Annotated in this window: 12 protein-coding genes and 2 pseudogenes; 12 read left to right on the top strand and 2 right to left on the bottom strand. The window is 46.0% G+C overall.

Translation table 11 applies throughout. The features are described 5' to 3' along the window. Nucleotides 1-118 precede the first annotated feature (118 nt). The 3 genes and pseudogenes from AC0IYG_RS07730 (at nt 119) to AC0IYG_RS07720 (ending at nt 2,822) form a co-directional block, all read left to right on the top strand. Nucleotides 119-1,394 (top strand): annotated as a pseudogene (locus AC0IYG_RS07730) (AGE family epimerase/isomerase). Nucleotides 1,395-1,532: 138 nt separating this feature from the next. Further along, complete coding sequence (locus AC0IYG_RS07725) at nt 1,533-1,730, top strand: CsbD family protein (protein WP_471710522.1); 198 nt, start codon at nt 1,533-1,535, stop codon at nt 1,728-1,730. Between the two features lie 108 nt (nt 1,731-1,838). Next, nucleotides 1,839-2,822, top strand: a complete 984-nt coding sequence (locus AC0IYG_RS07720) for a 3-hydroxyacyl-CoA dehydrogenase family protein (protein ID WP_471710521.1) — start codon at nt 1,839-1,841, stop codon at nt 2,820-2,822. Here AC0IYG_RS07720 and AC0IYG_RS07715 read toward each other — a convergent pair. Next, a complete protein-coding gene (locus tag AC0IYG_RS07715; RefSeq protein WP_471710520.1) occupies nt 2,744-3,109 on the bottom strand; it encodes a type II toxin-antitoxin system RelE family toxin in 366 nt (121 codons plus the stop codon). The two genes, AC0IYG_RS07720 and AC0IYG_RS07715, sit on opposite strands and share 79 nt — an antisense overlap. Then, nucleotides 3,100-3,390, bottom strand: a complete 291-nt coding sequence (locus AC0IYG_RS07710; RefSeq protein ID WP_471710519.1) for a hypothetical protein — start codon at nt 3,388-3,390, stop codon at nt 3,100-3,102. The genes AC0IYG_RS07715 and AC0IYG_RS07710 overlap by 10 nt, the downstream gene beginning before the upstream one ends. A gap of 256 nt (nt 3,391-3,646) precedes the next feature. Here AC0IYG_RS07710 and AC0IYG_RS07705 point away from each other — a divergent pair. The 9 genes and pseudogenes from AC0IYG_RS07705 (at nt 3,647) to AC0IYG_RS07665 (ending at nt 13,834) form a co-directional block, all read left to right on the top strand. Further along, nucleotides 3,647-4,959: pseudogene (locus tag AC0IYG_RS07705) on the top strand (cytochrome ubiquinol oxidase subunit I). 2 nt (nt 4,960-4,961) lie between these two features. Continuing rightward, nucleotides 4,962-5,279 (top strand): cytochrome d ubiquinol oxidase subunit II, encoded by a 318-nt coding sequence (locus AC0IYG_RS07700; protein ID WP_471710518.1) that lies wholly within the window; start codon nt 4,962-4,964, stop codon nt 5,277-5,279. 4 nt (nt 5,280-5,283) lie between these two features. After that, nucleotides 5,284-5,985, top strand: a complete 702-nt coding sequence (locus AC0IYG_RS07695) for a cytochrome d ubiquinol oxidase subunit II (protein WP_471710517.1) — start codon at nt 5,284-5,286, stop codon at nt 5,983-5,985. A gap of 120 nt (nt 5,986-6,105) precedes the next feature. Further along, complete coding sequence (locus AC0IYG_RS07690; RefSeq protein WP_471710516.1) at nt 6,106-6,870, top strand: LytR/AlgR family response regulator transcription factor; 765 nt, start codon at nt 6,106-6,108, stop codon at nt 6,868-6,870. Between the two features lie 84 nt (nt 6,871-6,954). Beyond that, on the top strand, nt 6,955-8,208 hold the full coding sequence (gene fucP, locus AC0IYG_RS07685) for an L-fucose:H+ symporter permease (RefSeq protein ID WP_471710515.1): 1,254 nt from the start codon (nt 6,955-6,957) through the stop codon (nt 8,206-8,208). Between the two features lie 34 nt (nt 8,209-8,242). Next, on the top strand, nt 8,243-9,031 hold the full coding sequence (locus AC0IYG_RS07680; protein ID WP_471710514.1) for an SDR family oxidoreductase: 789 nt from the start codon (nt 8,243-8,245) through the stop codon (nt 9,029-9,031). A gap of 32 nt (nt 9,032-9,063) precedes the next feature. Beyond that, the gene (locus AC0IYG_RS07675) at nt 9,064-10,080 is read left to right on the top strand and encodes a zinc-binding alcohol dehydrogenase family protein (protein ID WP_471710513.1); all 1,017 of its coding nucleotides are present in this window, start codon (nt 9,064-9,066) and stop codon (nt 10,078-10,080) included. 149 nt (nt 10,081-10,229) lie between these two features. Next, nucleotides 10,230-12,017 carry a translation elongation factor 4 gene (lepA, locus tag AC0IYG_RS07670; RefSeq protein ID WP_471710512.1) on the top strand — a complete coding sequence of 596 codons (1,788 nt, stop codon included), beginning with the start codon at nt 10,230-10,232 and terminating at the stop codon, nt 12,015-12,017. A gap of 137 nt (nt 12,018-12,154) precedes the next feature. After that, nucleotides 12,155-13,834, top strand: coding sequence for a pyruvate dehydrogenase complex dihydrolipoamide acetyltransferase (locus AC0IYG_RS07665; RefSeq protein WP_471710511.1), 1,680 nt, complete (start codon nt 12,155-12,157; stop codon nt 13,832-13,834). Nucleotides 13,835-13,866 lie beyond the last annotated feature (32 nt).

Genomic DNA, 13,866 nt, shown 5'->3' with positions numbered 1-13,866 from the left:
TTTGCAAATATCGCGCAAGTAGTCCATTTTTTCCTTTAAGTAGTTATACTATCGCCCTGCCTTAAATAGGGAAAAACTAAACAAAAAAGATCCACCCAGACCTTATAATGTCACTAAAATGAACATTGATCAATTAAAAAATTACCGCAGCGAAATCTACAACCATTTGACAACGCAGCTGCTTCCATTTTGGGAAAACCGGTGTGTAGACAAAGAAAACGGCGGCTTCATTACGCACTTTGATAATGCCGGAAACGATTCAGGCGAAGACGAAAAATCACTCATTGCGCAAACCAGGACAGTTTTCACATTCTCATCTGCCCATCGCGCAGGTTATGGCGACGGTCGTTATGCAGCCATTGCGAGCCACGGTGCCGATTTTCTTATTAATAAGATGTGGGATGAGGAAAACGGTGGATTTTACTGGCTAATGGATCGTAAAGGCAATGTGAAGATTGATGAAAAGATCGTTTACGGACACAGTTTCGCCATTTACAGCCTTGCAGAATATACATTGGCAACGGGTGATCCGCGTGGTTTGGAGTATGCTGAAAAGGTTTTTGATCTATTACAAAAACACGGCGCAGACACTTACTATGGCGGTTATTTCGAAATGTTCCACCGCAACTGGGAGCTGAAAGGCCCAGGCCCGGCCGGAGGTGACCGGAAAACGCTCGATGCGCACATGCATTTAATGGAAGCGTTTACAACATTATATGAGGCAAGTCAAAAGCAGGTGCATAAGCGCAAATTGATGGAAATTATTGAGCTGCTCTTACATAAAATCATGCATCCGCAATACAAAACGGGCATTCCGCAGTTTTGGGCGGATTGGTCGGTTGCGCCGCAGATCAAGTTTGACATTATCTGGGGATGGGACAGATTCTCGGAAGATGGCATGAAAAGCTCGGCAGAGGACAACACCAGTTACGGCCATAATGTGGAATTTGCATGGCTCCTCATGCACGCGCTCGACATTGCGGGCGTTCCTTACGATGCTTATCACGACCAGCTTCTGGCTTCTTACGATCACGCTGTTGAGCATGGCATTGATTGGGAATTTGGCGGTGTGTATGTGGAAGGATCGCACGCGGGTGAGGTTTATGACCGGGAAAAAGAATTTTGGCAACAGGCTGAGGTGATTATCGGAATGCTCTGACGCTTACCGCGTTTACGGTGATGAAAAATACCTGAAAGCCTACGACGCAACGCATCGTTTTGTGTTTGATCACATGATCCATGCTGCTGTGGGTGAGTGGCTTCCGTTGCTGACACGCCAGGGCGAGCCTATCTGGAAACACATGAGCCATTCATGGAAAGTGAACTATCATTCGGTGCGTTCTATGGTGCAGGGCATTGTGCGGCTTGACAAGCTTATTGCACAAACTGCGTAAGATTTTCCAAGCAATAATGTCAACAATGTCTGTAAAAATCCTGCTCTGTGCCCTAAAAAGGCGGTTGGAATGATTGTTGCTCTGTTGTTTTTAGTCATGCTTCAAACGAGGCATCTTTAAATCTAAATAGACAAAGTCATGAGTGCTTTCACACAACAAGTAAAAGGAAACTGGAATGAGTTGAAGGGTAAATTCAAGCAGCAATATGCTGATCTAACCGACGACGACCTATTGTATGAAGATGGAAAAGAGGACGAGCTTCTTGGAAAACTTCAGAAAAAATTAGGTAAGACCCGTGAAGAAGTGGAAAGTGAAGTTGACAGCTGGTCAAAATAATTTTAAATAGATAAGACAGAGCCCTGGAATCATGTTCCAGGGCTTTTTTTGTAGTAGGAAGTGCCTTATCCTTACTTTTTAATGCGTATCTAAAATATTTTGCAAAGGATGGATCTGGATAAAATACCGGTTGGAATAGTTGGTTTGGGATTGATGGGATGCAGCATTGTGACCTGTCTGCTGATCGCAGGACATCCCGTGGTCGCCATTGCGCCGATCAGTGCTGACTTGCTGCACGCCGAAAAGCGGATCCGGGAACATCTGGAAAACGCGAAGGAAAAAGGTCTGATCGCCAACGATCCTGAATTTTATCTAAAAAATCTGATCATCTCCGAAGATTACAGCCAATTGAAGCCGTGCAGGATTGTGAATGAATGCACGATTGAGAACATTGACATTAAGGCGACTGTTTATCAAAAAGTGGAAGCGGTTATAGCGCCCGATGCATTGTTATCCAGCAACACTTCTGCTATTCCAATCAGCCAGCTGCAAAAATTAACGCTTCATCCAAAACGCTTTCTTGGCCTGCATTGGACTGAACCAGCGCATACAACACGGTTTTTGGAAGTGATTTGCGGTGACGATACGGACATTGCCAATGCTGAATATTTGTATGAGCTTTCGCATCATTGGGGCAAGGAGCCCATTTTGGTAAGGAAAGACATTGCAGGATTTATCACCAACCGGCTGATGTATGCCATGTATCGGGAAGCGATCAGTCTGGTGGAAAATGGTTATGCAACGATTGAAGATGTGGACCGCTCCTGCCGCAACAATGCAGGCTATTTCATGACATTGGTAGGCGTATTTCGCTGGATGGACCTCACGGGAGTTCCGGCTTATCACACCGTGATGAAAAACCTCCTCCCTACCCTCAACAACAGCACCGAAGTGCCCGAACTCATCGACAAAGTCGTTCGCGAAGGTGGACGCGGCATCGCAAATTCACACGGCTTTTACGACTACGAACCCGGCGAAGCCGAAGTATGGGAAGAAACATTCAAAGAATTCACCTACGAAATCAGGCAGCTCGCCCTGAAATATCCTGCGGATGTGGTTAAGAAGCGGCTGGCGGCGAGGCGGGAGCAGTAAAAGTTACTTAGGAGGAAATTTCTTGTAAATGTCCCGCGGGACTGGATCGTGATGATTGCGACAACCTTAATGATGCCCTCGTGATATTTCAGGCCGATCCGATAACCGCCAACCCGGATGCGATAATATTCTTTGTTTCCCTTTCCGTGAATTAATGAGCAGTCGGGGATTTCCATGATGTTTTGAACGGCCTGGATTGTGTTTAAAACAATCGAAACCTGCTTCTGGATGTAATCGGGACAGCGTTTCAGTTCTTTTACAAACGTCTTCTCGATAACTATTTCCATCCCATTTCTTTTTGGAACTGGTCAAAAGTGATTGTGTCACCTTTATCGCGATCCTTCATGATTTCCAAAAGAAAAAGATCTTCCAACTCTTGATTTTCAATCACCTGCAATACTTTTTCGATCTCTTCCACTGACCAGTTTCCACGTTTCTTTTTTTGGGAAAAATTAGGCGCAGGAATTCCTGTCTTTTCGGCGATATAAGCATTTTTATATCCCGACTTGTCGATCAGCGCACCGAGGTGACTTCGCAAATTTTTGTAATCTTCAATAATACCTAACATATCGAGAACATTGACCGTTGAAATATTAGTAATATTACTAATATTTATTTGTGTAATTGCTAATCTTGACGATAAATTTCAGTTGGCATGACCTGGGCTCCTGCATCGTCTTTCTTTGACATTTCCACATAACATTCTCCATCCTTTTCCTTAAAAAAACTGGTTCTTCAGGTCAGACTTGATTAGTTTTGGATGGTGCTTTTTTTGGGTGCCGGAGGTTTTGAAGACTTCCTATTTTTTCGCAAAAAATTCCACAATGGATGATTTTTTAGCTGCCAGATCTCAAATGGCCCTGTCTCTGGGCTTCCATATCGTATTTTCCTGTATTGGCATGGTGATGCCGTTTTTTATGGCCGTAGCGCATTATTATTGGCTGCGAACCGACAATGTTGTTTACAAAAACGTCACGAAAGCGTGGAGCAAAGGCGTGGCGATATTCTTTGCAACCGGCGCAGTCTCAGGCACGGTGCTATCCTTCGAGCTCGGCCTGTTATGGCCCGAATTCATGAAACATGCAGGCCCTATTTTCGGAATGCCGTTCTCGCTGGAAGGAACGGCATTTTTCATTGAAGCAATTGCGCTGGGATCTTTTTATATGGCTGGGACCGGTTCAATAAGTGGTTTCACTGGTTCACAGGCGTCATTGTTGGCGTCAGCGGACTGGCTTCGGGCATCCTTGTTGTAGCAGCCAATGCCTGGATGAACAGTCCAGCCGGTTTCGACTTTGTAGATGGAAAATATCTGAACATTGACCCGATCGAGGCCATGTTCAACGACGTGTGGTTTTCGCAGGCATTGCATATGACGATTGCCGCATTCGTTGCAACGGGATTTGCAGTTGCAGGCGTGCACGCATTAATGATCCTGAGAGGTCAGAATGTACTTTTTCACACCAAATCCTTTAAAATAGCGGCTATCTTCGGATGCGTCGCTGCGATTTTGCAACCGTTGAGCGGGGATATTTCTGCAAAGGATGTGGCCGTACGACAGCCTGCCAAGCTTGCAGCGATGGAAGCGCATTTTCAAACTGAATCGTCCGCTTCGCTGGTACTCGGCGGCATTCCGGATGAGGAAAATAAAAAGGTTGACTATGCTATCAAACTGCCCGGCTTTCTGAGTTTTCTGGCACACGGAGATTTCAAATCAGAGGTAACCGGACTGGACAAAATCCCGGAGGAAAACCATCCGCCGGTGACCGTCACGCATTTTGCATTTCAGATTATGGTCGGAATGGGCATGACCATGATGCTGATCGCATTGATTTATTTTCTTGCATTATGGAAGAAAAAGCAATGGCTTACGAGCTCCTGGCTTTTGAAATTGTTCGTCGCAGCGACACCGTTGGGTTTCATTGCCGTTGAAGCTGGCTGGACGGTAACCGAAGTGGGCAGGCAGCCATGGATTATTTATAATGTCATGCGTACAGCTGATGCGGTGACGCCCATGCCCGGCATCGCCTATTCATTCTATCTTTTCAGCACGGTTTACGTTTCGCTGGCCGCCATCGTGGCATTCATGCTTTACCGCCAGATAAAAATGGTTGGAACATTGTACGACAAACCTGAATAACAATGCTTTACATAGTCATCACATTTCTCTGGGCCTCGATTCTGCTTTATCTCCTGTTGGGCGGAGCGGATTTCGGTGCGGGCATCATTGAGCTTTTTACTTCGCGCAAAAACAAAGACGTAACCCGAAAGACGCTTTACGGCGCCATCGGGCCGATATGGGAAGCCAATCACATGTGGCTGATCATTGCCATTGTTATTCTGTTCGTCGGCTTTCCGGTTATTTATTCCACCATGTCGATACACCTCCATATCCCGCTCACGATCATGCTTTTGGGCATTATAGCACGCGGGACGGCCTTTACATTCAGGCATTACTGACGCCGTGGTGGATGACATGCAATATCTTTATAACACCATATTCGCCGTTTCAAGCTTCATTACGCCACTTTTTCTGGGCATCATTGCGGGAAGCGCGGTTTCCGGGCACATTGATCCGGCTGCGGACACATTTCTGTCTGCCTACATTTTCAGCTGGCTGCATTGGTTTGCAGTTTCCGTTGGCTTGTTTACCGTTGCGATCTGTGGGTTTCTGGCTTCCGTTTACCTCATCGGCGAGACCAAAAACGACCAGGACCGCCTGCGTTTCGCGCATAAGGCGCAGTTTTTCAACATTGCGGCTGTGCTTTGCGGAATCCTCGTTTTCATTGCCGCTTACGTTGAGCAAATCCCGTTGATCGATTGGGTGTTTGGGAACTGGGTCGGACGCATTGCCATTATCTCGGCCACGCTTTCGCTGGTTTGGATGTGGTCACTGTTGTATCAGGGAAAACTCACCCTACTCCGGCCGCTGGCAGGATTTCAGGTTACTATGATTTTGCTGACGACCACTTACAAGCATTTTCCCAACATTGTCATTCTCAAAGGAGGCGGTTACCTGTCGTTGATGGAGCATAGCGGACAGGAAAAAACCATGGAGGCCCTGGGACTCGCGTTGCTGATCGGAAGCGTTTTTATTCTGCCAGCGCTTTTTTATCTCATTTATAGTTTTCAAAAAAAGCCCTTAGCATATACTGCTAAGCATTGACCTAACAATCAACGACAGCCACCGGTTATACATCGGACAGGAGCATTTCTTCCAAGAACCAATATTTTGGTTTGGGATAAGCGCTGAGGTAAGCGTTAACTAAACGCCCGCCACCTGTTTATGATAAAGGTTTTGATAATTGACGATGAGATGGATGTGCTTGCTAAGCTGCATCACCTGATTATGGAATTGGTTCCTGAAATTTCCGAGATCCGGCTAACAAATTCGGGACTGGATGCACTGCAAATATTGCAATCGTACACGCCGGATATCGTGCTGCTCGACATTGAAATGCCTTTTCAAAACGGATTTGAATTTCTGTTTGCGCTCAGGGATTTCACGTTTGATGTCATTTTCATGACATCGGATAACCAATATGCCATTCAGGCACTTCGTTTTAATGCATTGGATTATTTGCTCAAGCCAATTGAAGCGACCGAGCTGATACAGGCTGTTGAGCGGCACATCAGCAATCGGAACGCAAACAATAGGAAGCGTCCGCTGGTGGAGCAAATTGTTACTCCCTACGAAAACAAAGAAATAAGAGAGTTTCGCTTGCCGGTGCCGTCGACTAATGGCATTTATTTCTTTTCCTTGCGCAAGATTGTCCGTTTGCAGGCCGACCGCAATTACACGGAGATTTATTTGGTCAATAAAAAATTATTCGTTGCCAGCAGGACACTCAAATACTTTCAGGATATACTCGAACCGTATAAATTCATCCGGACACATAAAAAGCATTTGGTTAACGCACTACACATCATTCAGTTGAATAATTCGAATGCATATATTATGATGAGTGATGGCACGCGGATCGGCGTTTCGAGGAGAAAAAGAGAGCGTGTGCTTGAATTGCTGAGCATCCGTAAATGCTCGGGGTCGTGACCGATAAATCGGGCCCCTATTAAGTAGATAAGCAGGAAAACGGTGTTAATATAACTTGTACTGAAAATTTAACTCCGGACCTCTATGACAGATCGTAAAACGCGGCTGGCTATCATTCTGATCACTTCTCTGTTTTTTCTCTGGGGCTTTGCCCTGAATCTGAACCCAATTTTAATTCCACATCTGAAAAAAGCCTGTCAGCTTAGCGACTTCCAATCCGCATTGATTGACTCGGCTTCATACATTGCCTATTTCCTGATTGCCTTGCCGGCAGGCCTGTTCATGAAAAGGTTTGGTTACAAAGCGGGCATCACGCTTGGATTGCTGCTTTTCGCCTTTGGAACATTTCTGTTTTATCCGGCTGCTGAATTGAGGCATTTCGGCTTCTTTTTATTCGCATTATTTGTGATCGCCAGCGGACTGACTTTACTCGAAACGGCCGCCAATCCATACATTACTGTGCTCGGAGACAGCGAGTCAGCAACCCAGCGCCTCAACTTTGCTCAATCATTCAATGGGCTGGCTGCATTTCTGGCGCCGTTAATGGGCGGAACATTCATTCTTTCAGGAAAAACGCTTTCCGAACAAGAGCTGCAAGCCATGTCACCCGAACAGCTCGATAGTTATCTGAATGCAGAAGCTTCTTCGGTTCAAATGCCTTTTATCGTGATTGGCATTGTCGTTTTGCTTGTCGCAGTGATGATCTGGCGCACTTCCCTTCCTGAAATCAAGGACGAGGTTGATTCACCAGATAAGGTTAGCGGCTCAATTTGGGAAGAAAAAAACCTAATTTTGGGCGTCTTAGCACAGTTTTTCTATGTTGGCGCACAGGTTTGTATCAGCAGCTTTTTCATCCGTTTCTCCGACAAAGTGGCTGGAATTGATGAAAAAACAGCCGCCTATGTCCTCTCCGGCGCATTTCTGAGCTTTATGATCGGTCGTTTCATCGGAACTTATCTCATGCGTTTTGTGGCTCCACCGCGGTTACTTGCATTATACAGCATTATTAATGTCGGCTTGCTCATTTTAGCTGTGTTAACCGAGGGCATGATCGCGGTTTATGCATTAGTAGGCGTCCAGTTCTTTATGTCGATCATGTTCCCGACGATTTTTGCGCTGAGCATCCGTGGATTAGGAGAAAAAACAAAGATCGGATCTTCATTGGTCATCATGTCTATTGTCGGCGGAGCAGTGTTTCCGGTGATTATGGGACAGGTTTCTGATATTTCATCCATTCAAACAGCTTATATCGTTCCGGCTGTTTGTTTCCTTGTCGTGCTTTATTTTGCAATAAAAAATAACTCAATCAAAAATGTGACGCTGGGTGCTTCGCATTAAATTGCGTCGCAATGTCAGCTATAATTTCTCTCATATGGATTTACAATTAAAAGATAAGGTCGTTATCGTAACGGGTGGCGCAAAAGGAATAGGCGAAGGAATTGTGCATGTTTTGGCAGCAGAAGGTGCTATCCCCGTGATCGTTGGCCGCAATGCTGAGGACAATCAAAAAGTAGTCGACGAACTTTCCGGCAAGGGCTTTTCGTCTTTCCAGGTTGTTGCTGAGCTTACAGAGCCGGCAGCTTGCGAACAAGCGGTGAACGGTGTTTTGGAAAAATACGGCCGCATAGACGGACTGGTGAACAATGCTGGCGTAAATGACGGTGTAGGCTTGGAAAGCGGTGATTATGAGCGCTTCATGGCTTCATTGCACAAGAATGTTGTCCATTATTATTTGATGGCACACCATGCATTGCCTGCTTTGAAAGCTTCAAAAGGCGCGATTGTAAACATTACCTCAAAAACTGCCGATACGGGCCAGGGAGGCACTTCTGCCTACGCCGCAGCCAATGGTGGCCGAAATGGGCTTACCCGTGAATGGGCTGTGGAACTGCTGAAATACGGCATTCGTGTAAATGCTGTCGTTGTAGCTGAATGCTGGACGCCACTTTATGAAAGATGGATTGAAACTTTGCCGAACCCAAAGGAAAAACTGGCATCGATCACTGCTAACATTCCGTTGGAAAACCGGATGACGACGGCGGAAGAAATCGCTAATATGACGGTGTTCCTGCTGTCGCAGCGTTCGAGCCACACAACGGGTCAGCTTGTTTATGTGGATGGCGGTTATGTTCATCTGGATCGCGCATTGGCCAATTCCTGATATTCTCAACAAAAATTAAGTTCAGTCCATTTATGGAAGTTTTAGTTTGCACAACACCTGGTGAATTTGCTTACGAGCAGGCCGAAAAACCGGCGCTTTCAACGGGCAACACCATTTTAAAAATAAAACGGATCGGAATTTGCGGAACAGATCTGCATGCATTCGAAGGAACGCAGCCCTTCTTTAACTACCCAAGAATTCTCGGCCATGAACTGGCGGGAGAAATCGTTGAAACGGACGGAGCAGAAGGTTTTGCAATCGCGGAAGCCGTAACATTTATTCCTTATTTTAATTGTGGAAAATGCATTGCCTGCCGCAATAACAAACCCAATTGCTGCACAAGCATTCGCGTTTCGGGCGTACACATTGACGGCGGCATGTCAGAATATTTGTCTGTTCCCTCCTACTCACTCGTGCATGGCAACGGTTTGAGCTTTGATGAACTGGCGCTGGTAGAAATGCTTTCGATAGGTGCACACGGGATTCGCCGGGCTAATGTTGAGGCAGGAGAAACCGTTTTGGTTGTCGGCGCAGGTCCGATTGGACTAGGGACGATGGAATTTGCCAAAATCGCTGGCGCCAATGTCATTGCGCTGGACGTTAATGATTCAAGACTGGCATTTTGCAGAGAAAAATTAGGCGTTTCGCATACAGTCAATGCGTTGACAGATAATGTCCTGGAAAAGCTTACCGAAATCACAAATGGCGACATGCCGACGGTTATTGTGGATGCAACGGGAAATCTGCGGGCTATCAACACGGCTTTCAGTTATCTCGCACATGGCGGGCGTTATGTGCTTGTAGGACTTCAAAAAGGCGAGATCAGTTTCAGCCATCCTGAATTTCACAAACGGGAAGCCACATTAATGAGCAGCCGCAATGCCACGCGCGCCGATTTTGAACATGTGATCAACAGCATGAAAAGCGGCCTCATTGATCCAACGACTTACATTACACACCGCGTGGCTTTCGGGCAGGTTAAGGATGAATTTGAAGGCTGGCTGGATCCGGCCAACGGTGTGATTAAGGCGATGGTTTCTATTGACTAGCCGGTGCAGGGAGCGCATTTCTGTTGGCGTTTTGCTTTAAGTTGCAACTTCGGTGAGAAAAGCTGTTGAAATATTAATTACCCTCGTAATTTTGCAGATGCTTTGCGTCAGACTTTTACGTGCAGGGCGTTGGAACAGTAACTACTTTCATGAAGAAAATCCGTAATTTTTGCATTATTGCCCATATTGACCACGGGAAAAGCACATTAGCAGACCGTTTGCTTGAATTTACAAACACTGTAAGCAAGCGCGAAATGCAGGCCCAGCTGCTGGATAACATGGATTTGGAAAGAGAGCGAGGCATCACGATCAAAAGCCACGCGATCCAGATGACCTATCCATATAAAGGTGAAGAATATACTTTTAACCTCATCGACACGCCGGGTCACGTCGATTTTTCTTACGAAGTTTCCCGCTCCATTGCAGCTTGCGAAGGCGCACTGCTGCTTGTGGACGCATCTCAGGGAACCGAAGCACAGACGATTTCCAACCTTTATCTGGCGATTAACCATGATCTGGTAATCATTCCGGTTCTTAATAAAATAGATTTGCCGGGTGCAATGCCTGAGGAGATCAAAGACGAAATGGTGGATCTGCTCGGCTGCGAGCGCGATGACATTATTCCGGCCAGCGGAAAAGAAGGAATCGGCATTGAGGCAATCCTGAATGCGATCGTCGAAAGGATCCCGCCTCCGGTTGGTGACCCGAAAGCACCTTTACAAGCATTGATTTTTGACTCTGTTTTCAATTCATACAGAGGAATTGAGGTTATTTTCCGTGTTAAGAACGGAAGCATCCGCAAAGGAGACCGCGTCAAATTCATGGCCACCGGAAAAGAATACATTGCGGATGAGATCGGAACGCTTGGTTTAGCACAAATTCCAAAGCAAGTCGTTGAATGTGGGGATGTTGGATATCTTATTTCAGGAATTAAGGTTGCAAAAGAAGTTAAAGTTGGTGACACATTCACCCATATAGACAGGCCTGCGACGGATGCGATCGTTGGTTTTTCAGAGGTTAAGCCCATGGTTTTTGCAGGAATTTACCCTGTTGACACCAGCGAATTTGAAGAGTTGCGCGAGGCAATGGAAAAGTTGCAGCTGAATGATGCGGCCCTCGTTTGGGAGCCGGAAACTTCTGCGGCACTTGGCTTCGGTTTCCGTTGCGGTTTCCTTGGAATGCTGCATATGGAGATCGTTCAGGAGCGTTTGGAGCGCGAATTTGACATGACCGTGATTACGACGGTGCCGTCGGTTCAGTTCCGGGTTATTAACACGAAAGATCAGCTTTTGAACATTAGCGCTCCTTCGGAAATGCCTGAGCCCAACCACATTAAGTGGATTGAAGAGCCTTATATCAATGCACAGATCATTACAAAATCAGATTATATTGGTCCTATTTTGAACCTTTGTATGGATAAAAGGGGAATCCTGAAAAACCAGGTTTACCTTACGTCTGAACGTGTTGAGCTTCAATTCCTTATCCCATTAGCGGAAGTTGTTTTCGACTTTTTTGATAAATTAAAAACCATTTCCCGCGGATATGCTTCCCTCGATTATGAGCTGGCAGGTTATCAGGAATCGGAAATGGTTAAGCTGGACGTCATGCTGAACGGCGAGCCGGTTGACGCACTTTCGGCTATTGTGCACAGGACAAAATCTTACGAATGGGGCAAAAAACTTTGCGAAAAGCTTAGAGAACTGATCCCGCGTCAGATGTTTGAAATTGCAATCCAGGCTGCCATTGGTCAGAAAATCATTGCGCGTGAAACCGTTAAGGCGATGCGTAAAGACGTTTTGGCAAAATGTTACGGTGGTGATATTTCCCGGAAAAGAAAGCTGCTCGAGAAACAGAAAAAGGGTAAAAAACGCATGCGCCAGGTTGGTAATGTGGAAATCCCGCAGGAGGCGTTTATGGCCGTGTTGAAAATCAATTGATTAATTCTCAAAGTTCCAGCCAAGCGCTGTTCTGGTCAATTTTATGAAGTGAAAGGCGACAGCTATTCGCGTTTTATTGTAATTTTGACTGAAATCTAATTTTTAGACCAAGAAACTAAAATACCTTAACAAGCGATATGGCAGAAGTAATTCGTATGCCCAAGATGAGCGACACCATGGAAGAAGGTGTTATCGCAGAATGGCACAAAAAAGTAGGCGATAAAATAAAATCAGGTGAAATAATCGCAGAAGTCGAAACAGATAAAGCGACGATGGATCTTGAATCTTATTATGACGGCACTCTTCTATACATTGGTGTTAACAAGGGCGATGCAGTTCCAATAGACGGCATTATGGCAGTTGTTGGCTCTGAAGGCGAAGACTATAAATCATTGCTTGAAGGTGGAAGCACCAACGGCGCTGCGAAAGCGGAAGAAAGTGCGGCTCCGGCGGCAGCTCCTGCTGTTGAAACCGCCACTCCTGAACCGGCTAAAAAACCTGCCCCTGCAACAGCTGAGAAAATCAATGCTGCTGTGGTAAGGATGCCGAAAATGAGTGACACAATGGAAGAAGGAACATTGGTGTCATGGCAAAAAAAAGTTGGTGATAAAGTAAAATCAGGCGATATATTGGCGGAGGTTGAGACCGACAAAGCCACTATGGAGCTCGAAGCGTACGAAGACGGAACGCTTTTATATGTTGGAATTAAAGAAGGCGAGGCAGTTCCCGTGGACGGAATTATCGCTGTAATCGGTGAAGAAGGCGCTAATGTAGAAGCTTTGCTTGCCCGTGAAAATGGCGAAGGCGGAGCGGAAGTAGAGAACATTGGTGCTGCTGACGAAGGCCAATCTGCTGCGCAGGCATCATCAAATGGAGCCGATAAAACCGTTTCCGTTGCTGATTCTGGCGATCGTATTAAAGCATCTCCTTTGGCAAAACGCCTCGCTGACGAAAAAGGTATTGATCTGAGCCAGGTTGGTGGCAGTGGTGACAACGGTCGCATCGTTAAGCGCGATGTCGACGAATTTAAACCTGCTGCGGCAGCCGCTCCAAAAACAGAAGCTCCTGCTCAGGCAGCATCTGCGCCTGCAAAAGCTGAACAATCGGCTCCTGCTGCAAATGTTCCCGCCACAGGCGACTTTACAGATTCGCCAATCTCGCAAATGCGTAAAACCATTGCCCGCAGATTGAGCGACAGTCTGTTTACAGCGCCGCATTTCTATGTAACAATGGAGATCAACATGGACAAAGCGATGGCATTGCGTCCGCAGTTGAATGAAGTTAGCCCTGCGAAGATCTCATTCAATGATATGGTGATTAAAGCTTGTGCAGTTGCATTGAAACAACATCCGGCTGTTAACTCGGCTTGGCTGGGTGATAAAATCAGAAGATACAATTATGTAAATATTGGTGTTGCCGTCGCAGTGGATGAAGGTCTGCTCGTTCCGGTGATCCGCGATGCTGACAAGAAAACGCTTTCGACGATTTCTGGCGAGGTGAAAGATCTTGCTGGCAAAGCGAAAGACAAGAAATTGCAGCCTAAGGATTGGGAAGGCAACACATTCTCTATCTCTAACTTAGGAATGTTTGGCGTAGACGAATTCACAGCCATCATTAACCCACCAGATTCTTGTATTCTGGCAATCGGCGCGATCAAAAAAGTGGCTGCTTTCAAAGAAGATGGAACGGTTTATCCGCAAAACATCATGAAAGTAACGCTTTCCGCAGATCACCGTGTAGTAGACGGAGCACTAGGCGCTCAATTCCTGCTCACAGTTAAGAAGTTGCTTGAAGAGCCGATGAGCATGTTGGTATAGAAAATCTATTTATCATTTAAACACAAACACAC

This window comes from Dyadobacter sp. AC419 (genome assembly GCF_979253085.1).
Note: the sequence above shows the minus strand (reverse complement) of the source record. Positions and strands in the feature narration are given on the sequence as shown.

Bases quoted from the DNA above. Each gene is read 5' to 3' on its own strand.
- AC0IYG_RS07675 (WP_471710513.1), top strand. From the start codon at position 9,064: ATGGAAGTTTTAGTTTGCACAACACCTGGTGAATTTGCTTACGAGCAG.
- AC0IYG_RS07720 (WP_471710521.1), top strand. From the start codon at position 1,839: ATGGATCTGGATAAAATACCGGTTGGAATAGTTGGTTTGGGATTGATG.
- AC0IYG_RS07700 (WP_471710518.1), top strand. From the start codon at position 4,962: ATGCTTTACATAGTCATCACATTTCTCTGGGCCTCGATTCTGCTTTAT.
- AC0IYG_RS07710 (WP_471710519.1), bottom strand. From the start codon at position 3,390: ATGTTAGGTATTATTGAAGATTACAAAAATTTGCGAAGTCACCTCGGT.
- lepA (WP_471710512.1), top strand. From the start codon at position 10,230: ATGAAGAAAATCCGTAATTTTTGCATTATTGCCCATATTGACCACGGG.
- fucP (WP_471710515.1), top strand. From the start codon at position 6,955: ATGACAGATCGTAAAACGCGGCTGGCTATCATTCTGATCACTTCTCTG.
- AC0IYG_RS07665 (WP_471710511.1), top strand. From the start codon at position 12,155: ATGGCAGAAGTAATTCGTATGCCCAAGATGAGCGACACCATGGAAGAA.
- AC0IYG_RS07725 (WP_471710522.1), top strand. From the start codon at position 1,533: ATGAGTGCTTTCACACAACAAGTAAAAGGAAACTGGAATGAGTTGAAG.
- AC0IYG_RS07715 (WP_471710520.1), bottom strand. From the start codon at position 3,109: ATGGAAATAGTTATCGAGAAGACGTTTGTAAAAGAACTGAAACGCTGT.
- AC0IYG_RS07680 (WP_471710514.1), top strand. From the start codon at position 8,243: ATGGATTTACAATTAAAAGATAAGGTCGTTATCGTAACGGGTGGCGCA.
- AC0IYG_RS07690 (WP_471710516.1), top strand. From the start codon at position 6,106: ATGATAAAGGTTTTGATAATTGACGATGAGATGGATGTGCTTGCTAAG.